The organism is Sunxiuqinia indica, assembly GCF_009847015.1.
Lineage (GTDB): Bacteria > Bacteroidota > Bacteroidia > Bacteroidales > Prolixibacteraceae > Sunxiuqinia > Sunxiuqinia indica.
In genome coordinates, this window is record NZ_WVEM01000004.1 from 271,553 (window position 1) to 290,787 (window position 19,235).

Annotated in this window: 15 protein-coding genes, 2 tRNA genes and 1 pseudogene; 9 read left to right on the forward strand and 9 right to left on the reverse strand. The window is 40.9% G+C overall.

Features of this window, described 5'->3' with window-relative positions; translation table 11 throughout:
* Positions 1-87: 87 nt before the first annotated feature.
* The 3 genes from GR929_RS08165 to GR929_RS08175 form a co-directional block, all read right to left on the reverse strand.
* Positions 88-360 carry a helix-turn-helix domain-containing protein gene (locus tag GR929_RS08165; RefSeq protein WP_159518630.1) on the reverse strand — a complete coding sequence of 91 codons (273 nt, stop codon included), beginning with the start codon at positions 358-360 and terminating at the stop codon, positions 88-90.
* Positions 361-443: 83 nt separating this feature from the next.
* Positions 444-824, reverse strand: a complete 381-nt coding sequence (locus tag GR929_RS08170) for an RteC domain-containing protein (RefSeq protein WP_159518837.1) — start codon at positions 822-824, stop codon at positions 444-446.
* Positions 824-1,069 carry a hypothetical protein gene (locus GR929_RS08175; RefSeq protein ID WP_159518632.1) on the reverse strand — a complete coding sequence of 82 codons (246 nt, stop codon included), beginning with the start codon at positions 1,067-1,069 and terminating at the stop codon, positions 824-826. The genes GR929_RS08170 and GR929_RS08175 overlap by 1 nt, the downstream gene beginning before the upstream one ends.
* A gap of 832 nt (positions 1,070-1,901) precedes the next feature.
* Here GR929_RS08175 and GR929_RS08180 point away from each other — a divergent pair.
* From GR929_RS08180 to GR929_RS22140, 3 genes and pseudogenes are all read left to right on the forward strand, one after another.
* Positions 1,902-2,252 carry a hypothetical protein gene (locus GR929_RS08180; RefSeq protein ID WP_159518634.1) on the forward strand — a complete coding sequence of 117 codons (351 nt, stop codon included), beginning with the start codon at positions 1,902-1,904 and terminating at the stop codon, positions 2,250-2,252.
* 15 nt (positions 2,253-2,267) lie between these two features.
* Positions 2,268-2,651 (forward strand): hypothetical protein, encoded by a 384-nt coding sequence (locus tag GR929_RS08185; RefSeq protein ID WP_159518636.1) that lies wholly within the window; start codon positions 2,268-2,270, stop codon positions 2,649-2,651.
* A gap of 719 nt (positions 2,652-3,370) precedes the next feature.
* Positions 3,371-4,207, forward strand: a pseudogene (locus tag GR929_RS22140) (recombinase family protein); the annotation flags it as partial.
* A gap of 736 nt (positions 4,208-4,943) precedes the next feature.
* Here GR929_RS22140 and GR929_RS08195 read toward each other — a convergent pair.
* A tRNA-Phe gene (locus GR929_RS08195) sits at positions 4,944-5,016 on the reverse strand.
* A gap of 171 nt (positions 5,017-5,187) precedes the next feature.
* Between GR929_RS08195 and GR929_RS08200 the strand changes: the two genes are divergently transcribed.
* Both GR929_RS08200 and GR929_RS08205 read left to right on the forward strand, forming a co-directional pair.
* The gene (locus tag GR929_RS08200; protein WP_159518638.1) at positions 5,188-6,408 is read left to right on the forward strand and encodes a M16 family metallopeptidase; all 1,221 of its coding nucleotides are present in this window, start codon (positions 5,188-5,190) and stop codon (positions 6,406-6,408) included.
* Positions 6,408-7,046: an O-methyltransferase gene (locus GR929_RS08205; RefSeq protein WP_159518640.1), complete on the forward strand. Its 639-nt coding sequence runs from the start codon at positions 6,408-6,410 to the stop codon at positions 7,044-7,046. Before GR929_RS08200 ends, GR929_RS08205 begins: the two co-directional genes overlap by 1 nt.
* A 39-nt stretch (positions 7,047-7,085) precedes the next feature.
* Here GR929_RS08205 and GR929_RS08210 read toward each other — a convergent pair whose 3' ends face one another.
* The 4 genes from GR929_RS08210 to ald all read right to left on the reverse strand — a co-directional run bounded on the left by GR929_RS08210 (position 7,086) and on the right by ald (position 13,379).
* Entirely contained in the window at positions 7,086-8,516 is a 1,431-nt protein-coding gene (locus GR929_RS08210; RefSeq protein WP_159518642.1) for a monomeric [FeFe] hydrogenase, read from the reverse strand.
* Between the two features lie 251 nt (positions 8,517-8,767).
* A complete protein-coding gene (locus GR929_RS08215) occupies positions 8,768-8,923 on the reverse strand; it encodes a hypothetical protein (RefSeq protein WP_159518644.1) in 156 nt (51 codons plus the stop codon).
* A gap of 489 nt (positions 8,924-9,412) precedes the next feature.
* Positions 9,413-12,064 (reverse strand): leucine--tRNA ligase, encoded by a 2,652-nt coding sequence (leuS, locus tag GR929_RS08220; protein ID WP_159518646.1) that lies wholly within the window; start codon positions 12,062-12,064, stop codon positions 9,413-9,415.
* Between the two features lie 202 nt (positions 12,065-12,266).
* Entirely contained in the window at positions 12,267-13,379 is a 1,113-nt protein-coding gene (gene ald, locus GR929_RS08225; RefSeq protein WP_159518648.1) for an alanine dehydrogenase, read from the reverse strand.
* A 259-nt stretch (positions 13,380-13,638) separates the two neighbouring features.
* Between ald and GR929_RS08230 the strand changes: the two genes are divergently transcribed.
* Positions 13,639-14,844, forward strand: coding sequence for a pyridoxal phosphate-dependent aminotransferase (locus GR929_RS08230; RefSeq protein ID WP_159518650.1), 1,206 nt, complete (start codon positions 13,639-13,641; stop codon positions 14,842-14,844).
* A 78-nt stretch (positions 14,845-14,922) separates the two neighbouring features.
* Here the strand turns inward: GR929_RS08230 and recQ are convergent, their stop codons facing one another.
* Entirely contained in the window at positions 14,923-17,109 is a 2,187-nt protein-coding gene (recQ, locus tag GR929_RS08235; protein ID WP_159518652.1) for a DNA helicase RecQ, read from the reverse strand.
* A 227-nt stretch (positions 17,110-17,336) separates the two neighbouring features.
* Here recQ and tatC point away from each other — a divergent pair, with 227 nt between their 5' ends.
* The 3 genes from tatC (at position 17,337) to GR929_RS08250 (ending at position 19,217) form a co-directional block, all read left to right on the forward strand.
* Entirely contained in the window at positions 17,337-18,203 is an 867-nt protein-coding gene (gene tatC / locus GR929_RS08240; protein WP_159518654.1) for a twin-arginine translocase subunit TatC, read from the forward strand.
* A gap of 122 nt (positions 18,204-18,325) precedes the next feature.
* Positions 18,326-19,048, forward strand: coding sequence for an LPS export ABC transporter ATP-binding protein (gene lptB / locus GR929_RS08245; protein ID WP_159518656.1), 723 nt, complete (start codon positions 18,326-18,328; stop codon positions 19,046-19,048).
* A gap of 88 nt (positions 19,049-19,136) precedes the next feature.
* A tRNA-Leu gene (locus tag GR929_RS08250) sits at positions 19,137-19,217 on the forward strand.
* The last annotated feature ends 18 nt before the right edge of the window (positions 19,218-19,235 follow it).

Below are 19,235 nucleotides of genomic sequence, written 5' to 3' on the forward strand. Positions count from 1 at the left end.
TTTTACAATCAATCCAAATTAGATAAGACTGATAATGAATTAGTTAATATTTGAATTAATCCAGTATTTTTTACTATACAAAATTTACTAATCACTGTTTTTAATAAAGTCATTAACCTGCTCCACCGTATAAAATGTTTTGCCGCCAATTCTCAGGTATTTTAAAGTGCCTTTTGAACGGTATCGTTGAAGTGTCCGTTTATTGATATTCAGCAACTGACAGAGGTCCTGGTTATCCAATAGTTTTAGTTCTTTGCCCCCTGTATCGGTCATAAATTTGTCCGTCTTTTGATGGAGCAATTCTATTTGCTCCAATATACGTTCCATGTAACTTTCAAAATTGTCCCTGTCAATGTTCATAATTTGCGAGTTTTTGATTTTTCATTTCACAAATTTGAGTACAGTTGGAAAAACTAATGGGATACTTGTCGACAAGTACCCCATTAGTTTTCATCCAGGAGTTCCAGTTTGTGATTAAATTCTGTCACCAATTCATTAAGGAAAAATGAACGGGATTCCACGTGAATTACATTCGCCGACCTGGCAGTCAGCTTTTTTATTGTAGAATGATAACCCGGAAGGGGGATATTAAATGTATGGCTGAAAAAGCCAACCAATTCTTTTATGGAAATCCTTCCATGGTTAATGCTCATTGTAAGATACAAAGCATAAATTAGTTCAAGTAGGGCTCGTTTACTGGCCGTCCATTTCAGTGGCAACCCCTTGTAAATATTCAGGTTGTTACTATTTATTTTATCGCCATTTCTTAATTTTGTACATTCAATTTCCACTTCAACATAATGGATAAGGTGGTCTAAAAACATTAGCAAATCAGGAACGGGCTTTTTTTTTCAACAATCACAGTTTCCTTAATCCATTCAACCGACAATTTAAGACGGCACCACTCCCGGTATTCTTCTGCCTGGCTTCTACCTGGTTGGCGAAAACACTCTATTAATCCTTCCCATTTGTCAATTAATTTTTCCATTTCCTGTGACCGTACATCTTCTTTCACATCAATTAACTCTGCAATCTCGTTTAAAAACGATTTTAAAGATTTGTTTTTCATGGTTTTGTATTTATTGGTTTTCACTGTATTCAGGGGTAGAAACTTTGCAGAATCATTACTGTTATCGTATTTTTTAGTTAAATACAAAAAACGTGCTAAACTTCTAATCCATGAAATTTGATAGAAACAGGTCATTTCAACGTTACATTATCTGGGCTAATTAAGCTATGGTATTGTATCTATTGTATCTATTGCATCCAACCGTCTTACTCCGGTCTTTCGTTCCTCTTTCCCTTCGTTCGACAGTTTCGGTACCCCGCACAAGAGGGGCTCAGGTAATCGCCCCACTTGCTTTTTTCCTTCGCTTTATAATGTTTGATAATGGCCATCCTGTACCTTCGATAGCTTCATTTTAGTCATTTCTCCGACAATTATCGGAGTTATTCCTTACATTCAGCACTCTCCGGCACCCCACACAAGAGTAGCAGCTTTACTTCACTTTGTTCACCCCGTATCCTGACGGACTTCTCTTCGTTATGTTCCGCCGCTACACTTGTTTTTGCCTTCCCAGGCGAAGTAATTTCTAGGTAATGTTTCCCGGAATTTACCAGGTGAATGTTTTATTCATGTTCAATTTATATGACTCTTTCCCCGGTAGTAAAATTTAAACATCCGCCTTTCCGTCGGCCATTGTCATTCCGGTGGCAAGGTAACCCGTGTGCATGGGCGTACAAGTTCAAGCCTCCGGTTTTTCAAAAAATCTCCACTCGCCAACTGGCGGGTAGTATTTCCCGCAAAAAACTTGCACGCCCCCGCACACTTACCTTTTTACGCCACCAAAACAACAACGACCGACACGATGGAAAGACGCATAACTTTAAATAATAATACTATGGAAAAGAAAAATGAAATTAATGATTTTGAAAATTCAGGGAATGAAAAACAAAACTCCCTCTCCTCCGGAATCCGCATAGCTTGGGTTGGAGATTATCCTGCTGTCAGGCAACAGTATGTAAAAATTAATGAGGCTGAATATGCCACCGATTTTGAGTTTTTCCTGAGAAATCAGGTTCATGTGGTACACCACACGGATAAGACAACATCCATTTGCAGTAGTTTGGAAAACCGATGTTTCAAAAGGGACAAAACTTCTCCTTTAGATGATGAAACCATTATGAAAAACCTCAGCCAAATCCATCGTGACATCATCGCCTTTAAGTATGGCGGGGAGCTCGTTTATTAACCATTTAATCCAATTATGATGTTGCTCAAAGATTTACCGAAAGAGTTTAGGGAAAACCATATCTTCAGGTACACCTGCGGAAATGTTGAGTACCAGTGTAAAGCCACCTACCTGCCTTTTGGTATCCGTAATATGGAAAAATATGAAGGGATGCAACTGGAAGAAATATATTCTCCCCTTGTACACCTTGAATGGGAAGCTACGAATACGGAAAAATCGGTTTACCAGTCGCATTTTATTATGCCGTATTCGGTGATATGGTGGTTCAACAACCGGGACAAAACTGCCTATGATGAGATGATAGGTTACTCCGCTTTGGAGACTAACTATCTGGACCGGGTAAAAGAGGAAGACAGGCGGCTAAATGCGGGTGTACAATTAAACATTTTCAATTATTAATTAAAACTCCGTTAACCATGAAAAAGATATTAAATAACAGGACGTTAAGAGTATGGGCTATAAGGCTTTTGATACTTTCTACAGCCTCGCACGTAACAGGTCTGGGTATAGGTTATTGTTTTGCGGGATATTTTGTGCTAATGTTCCTGTTCCAATTCTTTGTAAGGCTGTTGTTGACTTTCGCCGGACTTGCACTTATGGTGTTGCTTTTGCTCACTTTCTTTATTGGACTATTGACACTTTAAAACAGTATAATTGGCGGGCTGCTGCCCGCTACTTTTTTCGTGAGCCTGTGCGGGAAAAAAGTAGCAAAAAACCTTTGGGGAGTATCATTAAATGTAAAAAAAACAGCATCAGCGTATAGACAAATGGGGACAAGGCTTGACATGTTAACGCTTAACTGTCAATTTGATAAGTTTATAAATAGGTTTGAAGGGACAGGTATAAAAGCCGGTCTTGTAAGCCTATGCAGAAAACGGAAAACAGGAATATCGAAGAAGCAACCCGAAGGGTTAAAGAAAGGATGCCTTTGGAAAAAATCCGGCGTATCCCCAAATACAGGGATTTATCCCCGGAAGGTCATGAGCAGCTTATCAAAAATGCAGAAACCATTGCTTTGTTAATTCTCAAAGCCCTATTTTTTAAGAAATAACCAAGCGAATTGGCTTAATATTTGAGGTATTCTTCATCCTTAATTCTAATTTCAACACAATCCAAAAATGAACGATTTAAGCCTTTTTAAGCAGTTTGCGCCAGAAGTGCCACATACTTTTAAGGAAGGGAACAATGCAGTTATATATACCCGTGTATCGTCGGCAGACCAGGAAGATAATACCAGCCTCGCATCACAAAAGAAGCATTGTGAAATGTATGCCGACAGGCGGGGGCTAAATGTGGTGGGTTATTTTGGAGGCACTTATGAATCGGCCAAAACGGACGACCGCAAAGAGTTTAACCGGATGCTGACATTTGTAAAACGCTCAAAAAACATCAACTATGTTATTGTTTATTCCTATGAACGTTTTTCGCGTTCAGGGATTAACGGGGCTTCGATTGCCGATGATTTATTGAAACAATACGGGGTTATTACATTGGCTACTACGCAGGAACTTGACCCGACAACCCCTGCCGGTTCTTTTCAGCAAAAAATCCTTTTCCTTTTCGGGCAGATGGACAATGAATTAAGGCGGGATAAAATAGTTACAGGCATGAAAGAACGCCTGTTGGAAGGATATTGGGTGTGGAGTACCCCAAGGGGTTATGATAATTTGAACCCGGGAAGGGGAAAAGCTTCCGAACGTAAACTGGTCGTTAACAAAGAAGGAAAACTATTAAAAAAAGCTTTTGAGTGGAAAGCTTACCAGCAATTGCCCAATGTCGAGATTGCAAGGCGGTTGAACAGGATGGGGCTAAAAATATCCGAAAAACGGATGATAGAATTGTTTAGCAACCCTTTTTATTGTGGTTTAATCGTTAGTAAAATGCTTCCGGGGCAAGTTATCGAAGCAAAACATGAACCTTTGGTTTCAAGGGAATTATTTCTAAGGGTACATAATATCCGGCAGGGAAACAGGAGCCATAGTTTTGTGCATGACAGGGACAATGATAATTTACCCTTAAAAGTATTCGTAAAATGCGATAAGTGTGGTGGGCACTTAACAGGTTACCTGGTGAAAAAGAAAGGGCTGTATTACTATAAATGCAATACAAAAGGGTGTAAGATAAATCGTAGCGCCAAAGCGATGCACGAGAAGTTCGGGGCACTGTTGAAAACTTTCAAAATCGGGAAAGAGGAGTTTGAAATTGTCAAACTACAATTAGAGGAACAAATGGCGGTCTTTTTTAAATCCCGGATAGAAGAAGCGAAATCGTTAAAAAACAGGTTGACGGAAACTCAAAGGAAACTGGAAGCCATCGAAGAACGTTTTGTTACCGGTGAAATTGACCGTGGCCTGTATGAAAAATTCCGGCCTAAATATGAAAAGGAATGTTTTGAAATAGAACAGGAACTTGGTAAAACAGGCGGATATAAATCGAACCTTGCAAAAGTGGTAAATTTTACTGCAAAAGCATGCCTTAATCCACTGATAATGTGGAGTAAATCAGATTTGGACGGGAAGAGGGTATTTCAAAACCTGCTGTTTCCTGAAGGAATTATCTATAATCGTGAATTAGACCATTATCGAACCTCCAGGGTGAACTCATTTTTCTCCCCAATCCCACAACTGGAAAGGGTTTTGGCAGGGGACAAAAAAGGGGATAATGTCGAATTTGACAAAATCCCCGATTGGGTGGTGCCACCTGGAATCGAACCAGGGACACACGGATTTTCAGTCCGTTGCTCTACCAACTGAGCTATGGCACCTTTTGCGCTTAGCGGTGGCAAATATAAGGCAAAATATTTAACTACAAAACAATTTTTCAGCGATAAAGACTAAAAAAAAAGCCCCTCGTTCAGAACCTTTTCTTTTTCATGGATTTATCAATTGAAAATCCGGTTACGTTTTCTACTTTTGCACTCCAAATTTAAGCGAACGTGAAAATAAATACCCATATATTTCCCAACGGCATTCGGTTAATTCACCAACAAGTTGAATCTCCCGCTGCTCATTTTGGCATCATTTTAAATACCGGCTCGCGGGATGAATTAACAAAAGAACAGGGAATAGCCCATTTTATTGAGCATGTCATTTTTAAGGGAACCAAGAAGCGTAAGGCGTACCATATCATCAGCCGGATTGAAGATGTTGGTGGTGAAATAAATGCCTACACCTCGAAAGAAGAAACGGCAGTTTATGCTTCATTTTTGAACAAGTATTACGACCGCAGCATGGAGCTTATTAGTGACATTATTACGAACAGCACCTTTCCGGCTAAAGAACTGGAGCGCGAAAAAGAAGTTGTACTGGAAGAAATCAACTCGTACAAAGACAGCCCAAGCGAATTAATTTTTGACGATTTTGATGAATTATTATTTGACGGACATCCTATTGCCCGCAATATTCTGGGAACTCCAAAGCACGTCAAATCATTTAAACAGGAAGACATCTTTCGCTTTTTGCAGAACAACTACCACACCGATGAAATGGTTTTAGCTTCGGTGGGCAATATTTCGTTTGAAAAGTTTCTGGCATTAGCTGAGAAATATTTCGCTGAAATCCCTGCACGCTTGCGCCAAGACAAAAGATTACTTTTTGACCGTTACACTCCGGCCGTAAAACAAGTAAAACGCGACACGTTTCAAACCCACTGTGTGATTGGTAATATTGCCTATGATGCGCAAGACGAAAAACGCATGGGCATGGTTTTACTCAATAACATACTAGGAGGGCAATCGATGAATTCGCGATTAAACCTGACCTTGCGCGAGCGCCATGGAATGGCTTACAACGTTGAATCGAGCTATACGGCTTATTCTGACACCGGCCAGTTTAATGTTTACTTTGGAACCGAACACGAAAACTTAGATCGGGCACTAAAGTTGGTAAACAAAGAGTTTCGTTTGCTGAAGAACAAAAAGCTGGGAACGCTACAGTTAAGCAAAGCCAAAAGGCAACTGATTGGGCAAATTGCCTTATCGAGCGAAAACCGCGATGACTTGATGCTCACACTCGGCAAAAGCTTTTTACTGTACAATAAAGTGGACAGCCTGCCGAAAATCTACGAAAAGATTGAAGCCATTACAGGAACACAGCTTTGGGAAATTGCCAATGAAATTTTTGATGAAACCCGTTTAAGTATCCTAACTTACGAATAATGGAAATCGCTTTTGAATTGGAAAAATATATTCTGGGTCACATTAATGAGGAAGATCCGGTGCTAACAGAGCTCGAACGCGACACCTTTTTGAATGTACTCCAACCACGCATGCTCTCGGGACATCTGCAGGGCACAATCCTGACTATGTTTAGTCAGATGCTTCAACCCAAACAGATATTGGAAATCGGCACTTTTACCGGCTACTCGGCTATTTGTCTGGCAAAAGGCTTAGCTGAGGGCGGCCAACTACACACCATCGAAATCAACGATGAGTTGGAAAGCATGGCTTTAAAGTACTTTCAAAAAGCCGGGCTGGCGACTAAGATTATCCAACATATTGGCGATGCGGAAATCGTAATCCCATCGCTTAGCGAACAATTTAATTTGGTATTTATTGATGGTGATAAACGGGAATATTCCAGCTATTTTGATTTGGTAATCGATAAAGTACCGTCGGGAGGAGTGATCATCGCCGATAATATTTTGTGGAGTGGAAAAGTTACGGAACAACCAGATCCAAATGATCAGCAGACGATTGGCATTCTTGAGTTTAACCAAAAGATAAAGAATGACCCACGGGTTAGCCAAACCATCATTCCGCTGCGAGATGGCTTAATGCTGATTCGGAAAAACTAACCTCCCAAAGTAGTTGACCATTTTTTAAGAAAGGTGCAATTAAGACATCGTTTTTAGTGACTGAATAAAGTATTTTTTGGCTTTTGCTGATTTCACATTGGCTCCGGGACCATTGATACAACCTCCTTCACAAGCCATGACTTCGTAAAACTGAGAATTGTTTTTTCCCTTCGCCATCAATTGAAGTTGTTTGACGGCCTTTTTGTCAATACCATCAATCTGTTCGTACGAAAAGTCTGCCACCTGTTTCTCGGCTAAAACAGCCTTCAGAACTCCCCCACTCTGCGCGAAACCACGAGATTCAAGCGTGTAACGATCCAAACTGGCAGCATCCATTTTGTCGGGCTGAATTTCCATGCCTTCCATGATAGCATCCAACTCCTCAAAACTCAACACAAAATCTACCGAGCCCAAATCACGAGCTTCTTTGCGCTTAGCTACGCAAGGTCCTACAAAAACCAGTTTTGCTTCCGGATGCTTCTCGCGCAACTCTTCAGCAGTATAAGCCATTGGCGAAGGAGTGTGAGACACATGAGCTTCCAGTTCAGGAACGTGTTTGCGAACTGTCTCAACATACGAAGGACAGCAAGAAGTGGTCATAAACGATTCATTTTGCTCCAGCTTCTCTTTCAATTCCTCGGCCTCATGACGAGCCGTCTTCTCGGCTCCACGTGCAACTTCAACCACTTCGCTAAAACCAATTTCCTGAATAGCAGCCAATACCTGTCCCGGTGCTTCCTGATACTGGGCCATAATAGCCGGAGCAACCATGGCAATAACCTGTTGCTTTTGCTCAATCGCCTTCAACACATCAACAATGGCCGACAATTCGAAAATGGCACCAAAAGGACAAGCTGTAATACACTTTCCACAATAGATGCACTTGTCCTCGTCAATTTGCTCAATACCATTTTCATTTTTACTGATGGCACCAACCGGACACGCTTCCTCGCAAGGAATAGGAATATAAACAATGGCATGGTAAGGACAAGCTTTTTGACAGAGACCACAGTTTACGCATTCATCTACCTTTATCTCCGTTTGACCTGTTGGAGTGAAGCGAATCGCATTCTTTGGACAATTCATGACGCATGGACTTGCCACACAACCACGGCATAAATTGGTTACCACGTAATTTGCCTGAACACATGAGGTACAGGCTTCATCAACAACCGTTAAAATATTATCTGACAGTTTTTCACGCGACAACGCTTTCTCTGCGTAGTTATTTAATCGGTATGAATCAATATCTCCCTCTGGAACTTCAAAGCCCAAAAGCGGTAGCATTTTATAGCGGGTAATTGCACGCTCTTTATAAATACAACAGCGCCCACGGGCTTCCCGGCTTTTCGGATACAGCTCCACCGGCATCTCATCGATTTTTGAACTTAACTCACCCTGTTTAAACAACTTTACCAACCTGGCCATCAATTCGTGCCGAATGATCATTACATTGTTTATATACGCCATGTCCTTCGTTTTTAATGCAGGCCGCAAATGTAGATATTTTTCATGCTATAGAACATGATCGATGCATTTCATTCACTTAAATTCAGAATTTATTCAGATTCTAAATAGTGAGTTAACAAGCCCGATAAAAACTTCCATAAACTCAACAAGTATTAAGGCTGCTTTCGAGCTTCCAACGGCAGATGGTACGAAATAAAATATTCCCATTTTGAGGGATCAAATTTATTGCCATTTGAGAGGAGCTGCACGCCTCAAATTACACCTACAGTGCCAAGTACAGCAAATGGAACGCCTAATAAAACACCAATCACCCCATAGTCAGCCAATGATGCAAGACCTGCGATTGCCAACACGGTACCCGAACCTGCTAGAAGACCGCCAGGAATAAGCAAAGTTGTTCCTCCCAACTTGCTCGAAGATGCTTTGGCGCTTAGTTTCTGAATCTGACTGATCGGAATCGTATCTTCATGGATGAGAATTGCCTGATCAGACCCTACTTTGAACTTCCCTTTATATGTTTTCCCATTTTAAATAACTTCCACCTTGGTATCTTCTTTTACAAAGATAGATTTTTGAGATCCTTACTTTTTAAAAATAAGTCCGTTTGTCGATTGTGCCAGTCCTGCTGTAACAAATAGAAAAAGAAGAGTGAATGCGGTAATTAGCTTTCTCACAACATTCTTGTTTAGCGAAGCTCACACAACTATTAAATGTCTGTAATACAAAAACTAAACACCAAACATCAATCGATGAGTAAAGTTTTCATAACTGAACTTATTTTCACAAAAAAAAAAAAAAAAGGATGGCATCTTGCAAGAAGATATCATCCTTTTTTCTCGATTCAAAATATCATTTAATCAAACAAACGCCTCAATTAGTCCAATCGAAGTTTCTCATTAAATCACGACATTAATAATCTTTTGGGGAACATAAATTACTTTCTTGGGAGTTTTGCCGTCCAGCCATTTCTGAGCCAGCTCATGCTCCAACACCGATTTTTCAACCTCATTTCGAGGCATATCCAGTGGTAATTCAATTTTAAAACGCATTTTACCATTGAATGAAACCGGATACTCGTGACTATCTTCCACCAGCAGGCTTTCGTCGGCCACAGGCCAAGGCTCGTATGCCAATGTTTTTTCGTTGCCATATATACTCCAGAGCTCTTCGGCCAGGTGTGGGGCGTATGGCGCCAAAATAGTTGCAAAAGTTTCCGCTGTTGCTTTGGTCACTTTTCCTTTTTTAATGGCCAGGTTGTTGAAAACCATTAAAGCAGAAATACCGGTATTGAATTTCAGGTTCTCAATATCGTCGCCCACCTTAATAATGGTTTGCTGCAATAACTTAAGTACTTCATTGTCCTCTTCACCATCCACAATATGATCAGGATTTGCAAAGAAACGGTGAGCACGGCTTAGAAATCCAAACACTCCTTTAACACCATTTTCAGCCCACGGTTTGGTATCATCCAACGGCCCCATAAACATCTCGTATAGTCGAAGAGCATCAGCTCCATATTTTTCAACCACATCATCCGGATTGATAACGTTTTTTAACGACTTGGACATTTTAGCAACAATCTGCCGCAATTCTTCGCCGGTTTCAGCATGAAAATACTGCCCTTCCTTTTCTTCTACCAAGTCTGAAGTAACTTTTGCTCCAGTTTGAGTTTCGTATGCAAAAGCCAAAATCATTCCCTGGTTGAACAGTTTTTTGAAGGGTTCGTCAGTTGAAACCACACCTAAATCGAACAGTACTTTGTGCCAAAAACGAGAATACAATAAGTGAAGCACGGCATGTTCAGCACCTCCAATATACAAATCAACAGGCATCCAGTAATTCTCCAGTTTCGGATCAAAAATCTGTTCATCATTTTTCGGATCGATGTAGCGCAAGAAATACCAACACGAACCTGCCCATTGAGGCATAGTGTTAGTTTCGCGTCGACCTTTCCGGCCATTTTTATCCACCACGGTTAGCCAGTCTCCGGCATTTGCCAAGGGTGACTCACCGCCATCTCCGGGTTCAAATTTCTCCATGTCGGGCAAAGTTACCGGCAGGTCATCTTCAACAACAGTCACCTCACCGTCTTCCCAGTGAATAACGGGGAATGGCTCACCCCAATAACGCTGACGACTAAACAGCCAATCGCGCAGTTTGAAATTGGTCGTAGCACTTCCAATACCTTTCTCTTCAAGCCAGCTAGTTACTTTCGCAATACCATCCGTTTTGCTCAGTCCGTTTATATCAAGCCCGGTTTTGTCGCTCGATGAATTAACGTAAGCACCATCTTCGGTCCAACAAGCTTTACCTGCCAATACCTTTTCGCGTGTTTCCTCATCAGCATCTTTCGGATCGAGAATGCAGGTGATGGGGATGTCAAATTTCTCTGCAAATTCAAAGTCGCGTGTATCGTGTGCCGGAACGGCCATAATGGCACCTGTTCCATAGCCCATCAAGACATAGTCGGCTACCCAAATCGGCACTTGTGTTCCGGTTACCGGATTAATTGCATAGCGCCCGGTAAATACGCCCGTTTTTTCTTTAGCCAACTCAGTTCGGTCTAAGTCCGATTTTAACGAAGCGGCCTGTGAATATTTTTTAACTTCTTCTTTTTTCTCGTCAACAACCAACGCATCCAACATCGAATGCTCGGGTGAAACCACCATGTACGTTGCTCCAAATAAGGTATCCGGACGAGTGGTATAAACACGTAAGCTTTCTGTCAATCCTTCAACTGCAAAATCAACCTCTGCTCCGATGGATTTACCGATCCAGTTTTTCTGCATGTCTTTTACACCTTCGGGCCAATCCAAATCATCCAGACCTTCAAGCAAACGCTGTGCATAGTGCGGAATACGAAGCAACCATTGTTTCAGGTTTTTGCGAATCACTTTGTTTCCACATTTCTCGTGCGAACCATCAGTTAAAACTTCCTCGTTGGCACAAACCGTTTTACAGTTTTCGCACCACCAAACCTGCGCGTCGTCGTAATATGCCAAACGTTTCTTACCTATATATTCTTTTACCGTAGCATCTCCTTCAGCTTTCACTTCTTCTGGAATTGGCAATTCACCAATTGGGCGACCTTTTCCTTGCTCGTAATCAAACCAGGTATTATACAGTTTCGTGAAAATCCACTGTGTCCACTTGAAGTATTTGGGGTCAGTTGTATTAATCTCACGATCCCAATCATAACTCAAACCCAGTGTCTTAATCTGTCGACGGAAATTGTCACAGTTTTTCTGCGTAGTAACTGCCGGGTGTGTTCCTGTTTGTATGGCGTATTGCTCAGCCGGTAATCCAAATGCGTCCCACCCCATCGGGTGAAGCACATTAAATCCTTTCATCCGCTTATAACGACTGATAATATCAGTGGCTGTATAGCCCTCAGGATGTCCCACATGCAATCCTGCTCCTGATGGATAAGGAAACATGTCGAGAATATAATATTTAGGTTTTGTAAAATCGTTTGGAGTTTTGAAAGTTTTATTTTCCTCCCAGTAGGCTTGCCATTTTGGCTCAATTTCCCCGAATTTGTATTCCATCGTATTGACTGATTTAAAGCATTTTCAATTGAGGCGCAAAGATAGAAAAAAGTGCGGAGAGTTCATGATTAATAGGAAACCCGTATTGGAAGTGAAAAATTTGAGGTCGATAACAGAACACTCCTTCAGGTTTGTCCGGAAATGAAAATAGGATGTTCGAAATAATTTCGAACATCCTATTTATATCTGTAATTATCTTTTCTCACAAAACAGAATCAACAGCAACATAAGGCAAGTCGAAAGCATCGGAAACACCTTTATAAACCACTTTACCTTCCACAACGTTCAATCCTTTACGCAACGGACCGTTTTCTTTACACGCTAGTTTCCAGCCTTTATTGGCCAGCTCAATAGCATTTGGCAGCGTTGCATTGGTCAACGCAAGAGTTGATGTACGCGGAACAGCTCCCGGCATATTTGCCACACAGTAATGAATCACATCGTCAATCACAAAGTTTGGGTTGTCGTGCGTTGTTGGCGTGGTCGTTTCGAAACACCCCCCCTGATCAACAGCTACATCAACCATAACTGTCCCTGGACGCATTGTTGGCAACATGTCTCGGGTAATCAGTTTTGGTGCTTTTGTTCCGGGAATCAAAACTGCTCCAATTATCAAAATGTGTGACTGCACCATTTCGCGAATATTAAACTCGTTACTCATCATGGTTTTCACATTAGCGGGCATAATATCATCCAAATACCGAAGACGTTTTAAACTAACATCCATAATGGTTACATCAGCGCCCAAACCGGCAGCCATCTTGGCCGCTTCGGTACCAACAATCCCTCCGCCAATAATTAGAGCTTTAGCTGGGGTTACTCCGGGAACTCCGCCCAGCAAGACACCATACCCACCGTAGGTTTTCTCTAAATACTTGGCACCTTCCTGTACCGACATGCGACCGGCCACTTCCGACATAGGAATCAATAAAGGAAGTGAGCGATCATCCAACTCTACGGTTTCATATGCCAAACACACAGCTTCACGTTCAATCATGGCCTGTGTCAAGGTTTCCGAAGATGCAAAATGGAAATACGTATAAAGAATCTGCCCTTTTCGAATCAGCTTATATTCTGGCTCAATCGGCTCTTTCACCTTGATAATCATTTCAGCGACAGCATAAACTTCTTCAATGGTTGGAAGTAGCTTAGCTCCTGCAAACATATAATCCTCATCAGTAAAACCACTGCCCATGCCAGCCAAAGCCTGAACATAGACTTCATGCCCGTTTTTTACCATTTCAGCGGTTCCGGCAGGAGTGAGCGCGACTCTATTCTCGTTATTCTTAATCTCTTTGGGTACTCCAACTATCATCTTATTGTTATTTAAATATGAATTTCTAATAAATCAAAAGTAGGCTATTGCTATTCTCTAAAGTATGACAAAAAACAAGAAAATATACATTCCTAGTTCCTTGCTTTCAAAAAATTACAGCGAATCAACAGTCTCCCATGAAAGGCTATCAAAATCGAAGTCAATTCGAATAAAAAACATCAAATTACTGCAAAAAAGTTTGTTTTTATTTAAGATTGTTAATCGTATCTTTGCCGACTTAGCGAAACTATTTTACAACATGCCAACAACATCAATTCGAGGAAATAAAATGCCTGATTCACCTATCAGAAAGCTTGTTCCGCTGTCTGATAAAGCCAAAGAACTTGGGCGCAAGGTGTATCATTTAAATATTGGTCAGCCCGATCTGGAAACTCCCCAAAGAGCGCTGGACGCCATTCGGAATATTGATCGAAAAATTCTGGAGTATAGTCCCAGTGAAGGAATTTTATCATTGAGGCAAAAGTTGGCGAATTACTATCACAAGTTCAGCATCTATGTTGATGTGGAGGATATTATTATCACAACTGGCGGAAGCGAAGCAGTTACTTTTGCCTTCATGTCCTGCCTTGATCCCGGTGATGAAATTATTGTGCCTGAACCAGCCTATGCTAATTACGAAGCATTTGCAATTGTTGCTGGCGCAGAAATTAAATCTGTTCCGGCAAAAATTGAAGAAGGTTTCGCAATGCCTCCGATTGAAGAATTTGAAAAGCTGATCACTCCGAAAACTAAGGGGATTATGATTTGCAATCCCAACAATCCGACGGGCTACTTATACACCCAGCAGGAAATGAACAAGATTCGTGACTTAGTGAAAAAGTACGACTTGTATTTATTTTCGGATGAAGTTTATCGTGAATTTTGCTACACCGGTGCCCCTTACATTTCAGCATTTCATTTGGAAGGCATTGAGCAAAACGTCATTTTGATTGACTCCGTATCTAAACGATACAGTGAGTGTGGCTTGCGAATTGGAGCATTGATTACTAAAAACGCAGCGGTACGAAAAAATGTGATGAAATTTTGCCAGGCTCGTTTGAGTCCGCCATTAATCGGTCAGATTGCTGCTGAAGCCTCACTGGAATATACGGATGATTATCTGATGGACTCCTACAATGAGTATGTTAGCCGGAGAAAATTTTTAATTGACGGATTGAACCGGATTGATGGTGTTTATTCACCCATTCCGATGGGGGCTTTTTATACCGTCGCTCAACTTCCGGTTGATGATGCCGATAAATTTTGTGCCTGGCTACTTAGTGATTTTGAGTATGAAAACCAAACCATTTTTATGGCTCCTGCCTCCGGATTTTATACTACTCCGGGGCAAGGCAAAGATCAGGTAAGGATTGCCTACGTGCTTAACAAAGTCGATTTGGGTAAAGCGTTAAAAGTACTGGAAGAAGCATTAAAAGTTTATCCCGGCAGCAAAGTCAAAAAATAAAAATATAAAGAGAACACAAATAGAAAGGGCAAGTTTTAACGAACTTGCCCTTTCTATTCAATCAATAATGTTCACAATCTAGTTTCCCATTTCCGACATAAACTTAATCCGCATCAAACGAACATCGTCTTCGGAGTATTCTTCTTCACCTAATTCTTCCAATGCCGATTCAACCGAATCATCCTCCGCTTCGCGAAAGTATTCAAAAACTTCTTCCTGATGATCTTCATCCAGCACATCATCAATATAATAGTCGATATTGATTTTAGTTCCCGAGTTAACAATTGCTTCCACCTCTGTAATCAGCTCTTTTAATTCAATGCCTTTTGAGTGTGCGATGTCGTCAAGCGATAACTTTCGGTCAATACTCTGTATAATAAAGACTTTAAGTTTTGATTTATTGGCGACTGTTTTTACAACCAAATCCTGCGGACGCTCAATACCTTTTTCATCAACATGTGACTTGATTAATTTGACAAACTCCTTGCCATATCGTCTTGCCTTGCCTTCGCCCACACCTTGAATAAATTTCAACTCATCCAACGATATCGGATACTGAATAGACATATCAGCCAACGATGGGTCCTGAAAAACAACAAATGGAGGCAGGTTATGCTTTTGGGCAATCTTCTTTCTTAAATCTTTAAGCATTTTATACAACTCCGTGTCTCCGCCGGTTCCTCCTGAAGGACTTCCACCTGAAGAGCCAGCTTCTTCCTCCTGCTCTTCGTAATTATGATTCCGAACCAATAAAAATGATTCAGGCTTCTCTATAAATTGATGGCCTTTTTCATTTATCCTAAGTAGCCCATAATTCTCAATATCTTTATTAATTAAACCCGCAATCATACTTTGCCGAAACACCGCATTCCAAAAACGGGCGCTGTGATCGCGTCCTGAATTAAAAGCTTTCAGGTGATCATGTTTAAATGATCTCACAGCTGCAGAATTTTTACCAATCAGGATATCTGTAATATGTTCTGCTTTATATTTTTCATTGACCTCACGGATCGCCTTTAATGCCCGAACCACTTCATCGCTGGCTTCCACCTGTTCTTTGGGGTTCAAACAATTGTCGCAATTTCCACAAGGCTCAGTCACCTTTTCTCCGAAATAATTCAACAGCATTATTCTCCGACAAATAGCAGTTTCGGCATACGACGCAGTATCAAGTAGCAATTGACGTCCAATTTCCTGTTCTGCAACCGGCTTACCCTGCATAAACTTCTCAAGCTTCTGAATATCTTTATACGAATAAAACGCCAGACACTGTCCTTCGCCTCCATCACGACCAGCGCGACCAGTTTCCTGATAATAGCCTTCGAGGCTTTTCGGCACATCATAATGCATTACAAAACGAACATCAGGCTTATCAATCCCCATTCCGAAAGCGATGGTTGCAACAATAACATCGACCTCTTCCATCAAAAATTTATCCTGATTTCCCGAGCGTGTTGCCGAATCCATTCCGGCATGATAAGCCAAGGCCTTAATACCATTTACCTGCAATGTTTCGGCCAACTCTTCCACCCTTTTTCGGCTCAAACAATAGATAATACCTGACTTCCCTTCATTCTCTTTAATAAACCGAATGATTTGTGTTTCAGGCTTTACTTTTGGTTTTACCGCATAATAAAGATTGGGTCGGTTAAACGACGCCTTAAAGACTTTGGCTCCCAGCATACCCAGATTTTTCTGAATATCATGCTGTACCTTGGCCGTTGCCGTTGCCGTAAGTGCCATGATTGGTGCCGAGCCAATTTCCTGAACGATGGCCCGAATCCTACGATATTCCGGCCGGAAATCATGTCCCCACTCTGAAATACAATGGGCTTCATCAATGGCATAAAACGAAATATCAACCTTCTTTAAAAAGTCAATATTATCTTGCTTCGTTAACGACTCCGGTGCAACATAAAGCAACTTGGTTCGTCCACTCAACACATCGTTCTTTACATTTAATGTAGCAGCCTTCGTCAATGACGAATTTAGAAAATGAGCAATCCCATCATCAGTTCCAAAACTACGAATAGAATCCACCTGATTTTTCATTAATGCAATTAGCGGCGAAATAATAATGGCAGTCCCTTCCATTATCAATGCCGGCAACTGATAGCATAATGACTTTCCTCCTCCTGTAGGCATCAGCACAAAAGAATCGTTACCATCGAGTACACTCTCGATAACTTCTTCTTGCCGCCCTTTAAACCGGTCAAACCCAAAGTACTTTTGGAGCTGATCGGTTAACTTAAGCTCAGTGTTCATAAAAGCCTGTATTTATGTACTTTAATATTTTTTCTTTCACAATCGCAAAATCTAAGGTATATAAAATCTGCTTCATAATCCAAGGTTTTTTTATCAAAAAAAGACATTTAACATCGCACAAAAAAAATTAGCTCCTTAATTAAAAGCTTAATCATGAATATCAACTATATTTGTGCACATAAAAAAAAAGAGAGATGGTCTTTTTTGACTGAACTAAATAGCCTGCAATGACCGACAACGATTTTACAGAACAACAAAGCACAAAAAAGAAAAAGCACAAAAAAGAAAAAGAGGTTGAGATGTCCTTTCTCGATCACTTAGAAGAATTAAGATGGCACATTATTCGAGCTTTTTTATCCATTGTTTTTTTTGCAGTATTAGCTTTTCTAAATAAAGACTTCATATTCGACACCGTCATATTTAATCCGAAGACACCCGACTTTTGGACCAACCGGATGTTTGCAAATTTAGCGGAGCTTACAGGAATGGATTCGCTTAGAATAAACACCCAGGAATTACAGCTAATCAGCCTGAAAATGGCCGATAACTTCATGACCCACATTATGACCTCGATCATCGCAGGATTGATCGTTGCATCACCTTATGTTTTTTTTGAGGTTTGGCGATTTATTAGCCCGGCTCTTTACGATAAAGAAAAAAGTCATTCGGGAGGTGCAGTGTTTTACATGTCAGTATTATTTATAATAGGTGTTTTGTTTGGTTACTTTTTAATTGTCCCGCTTTCGGTGCATTTCTTAGGATCATATTCAATATCCAGCGAAGTAACCAATCAAATCAATATGCGCTCCTACATCGGAACAGTTACCTCTATCAGTTTGGCTAGCGGCGTAATTTTTGAACTTCCGATATTCGTTTATTTTTTAAGCAAGATCGGAATATTAACGCCGTCATTGATGAAAAGCTACCGGCGACATGCCTATGTTGCCTTATTATTGCTTTCCGCGATCATCACTCCACCCGACGTCTTCAGCCAAATCATGGTATGTCTACCATTGGTTTTTTTGTATGAAATTGGAATTGTAATTTCGAAACGGGTTAATAAAAAAGCTGAAGAGGATATGGAGGCGCTATAATAGTTCATCAAATTAAGCGTTTGAATATTGTAAAACGAGCATGTAAAATTAAAAACACACGGGGGCATAAATATCATAGGCAGGCTCAAGTGTTGCAATAAAAATCATACAACAATAGACACATGAAATTACGAGCCGACAATATAGTTAAGAAATACAGGAAACGAACAGTTGTAAAAGGAGTGTCTTTTGAAGTGGAACAAGGCGAAATTGTTGGGCTGCTCGGACCAAATGGAGCTGGAAAAACAACTTCTTTTTACATGATTGTCGGACTGGTTCAGCCGCTATCAGGAAAAGTATTCCTGGATACGAAGAACATTACAAAACTTCCGGTTTACAAAAGGGCTCAGCTTGGGATAGGCTACCTGGCTCAGGAGGCTTCTGTTTTTCGGAAATTAAGCATTGAAGATAATTTGAAGGCGGTTCTCGAAATGACCGATTACACCAAAGAATACCAAAAGGAAAAACTGGAGTCTTTAATTGAGGAGTTTGGGCTACAGCATATTCGAAAAAGCAAGGGCTTCCAATTGTCGGGGGGCGAACGGCGGAGAACTGAGATTGCCCGAGCATTGGCCATTGACCCCAAATTTATATTACTGGATGAACCCTTTGCCGGAGTTGACCCCATTGCCGTTGAAGATATTCAGGAAATTGTGAATAAGCTCAAGGCAAAAAACATCGGCGTACTGATCACCGATCATAACGTACACGAAACACTGTCCATCACCGACCGCTCGTACCTCTTATTCGAAGGGTCGATTATGAAAGCAGGAACAGCCGAAGATTTAGCTAACGATGAAGATGTGCGCCGTGTTTATTTGGGGCAAAATTTTACACTTCGGTAAAACGACCTCACCTCAACAAAAAAAATCTAAAAATTTTATTTCTTCGTTTGTGTTATAAAAAAAATAACATACATTTGCACCGCAATTCGCGGGCGTGGCGGAATTGGTAGACGCGCTAGACTTAGGATCTAGTGTCTTTGACGTGGGGGTTCGAGTCCCTTCGCCCGCACAAATTGAAAAATACAAC

Excerpts from the sequence above, each read along its gene's own strand:
- GR929_RS08165 (WP_159518630.1), bottom strand. The coding sequence starts at position 360 with ATGAACATTGACAGGGACAATTTTGAAAGTTACATGGAACGTATATTG.
- GR929_RS08170 (WP_159518837.1), bottom strand. The coding sequence starts at position 824 with ATGTTTTTAGACCACCTTATCCATTATGTTGAAGTGGAAATTGAATGT.
- GR929_RS08175 (WP_159518632.1), bottom strand. The coding sequence starts at position 1,069 with ATGAAAAACAAATCTTTAAAATCGTTTTTAAACGAGATTGCAGAGTTA.
- GR929_RS08180 (WP_159518634.1), top strand. The coding sequence starts at position 1,902 with ATGGAAAAGAAAAATGAAATTAATGATTTTGAAAATTCAGGGAATGAA.
- GR929_RS08185 (WP_159518636.1), top strand. The coding sequence starts at position 2,268 with ATGATGTTGCTCAAAGATTTACCGAAAGAGTTTAGGGAAAACCATATC.
- GR929_RS08205 (WP_159518640.1), top strand. The coding sequence starts at position 6,408 with ATGGAAATCGCTTTTGAATTGGAAAAATATATTCTGGGTCACATTAAT.
- GR929_RS08210 (WP_159518642.1), bottom strand. The coding sequence starts at position 8,516 with ATGGCGTATATAAACAATGTAATGATCATTCGGCACGAATTGATGGCC.
- leuS (WP_159518646.1), bottom strand. The coding sequence starts at position 12,064 with ATGGAATACAAATTCGGGGAAATTGAGCCAAAATGGCAAGCCTACTGG.
- ald (WP_159518648.1), bottom strand. The coding sequence starts at position 13,379 with ATGATAGTTGGAGTACCCAAAGAGATTAAGAATAACGAGAATAGAGTC.
- GR929_RS08230 (WP_159518650.1), top strand. The coding sequence starts at position 13,639 with ATGCCAACAACATCAATTCGAGGAAATAAAATGCCTGATTCACCTATC.
- recQ (WP_159518652.1), bottom strand. The coding sequence starts at position 17,109 with ATGAACACTGAGCTTAAGTTAACCGATCAGCTCCAAAAGTACTTTGGG.
- tatC (WP_159518654.1), top strand. The coding sequence starts at position 17,337 with ATGACCGACAACGATTTTACAGAACAACAAAGCACAAAAAAGAAAAAG.
- lptB (WP_159518656.1), top strand. The coding sequence starts at position 18,326 with ATGAAATTACGAGCCGACAATATAGTTAAGAAATACAGGAAACGAACA.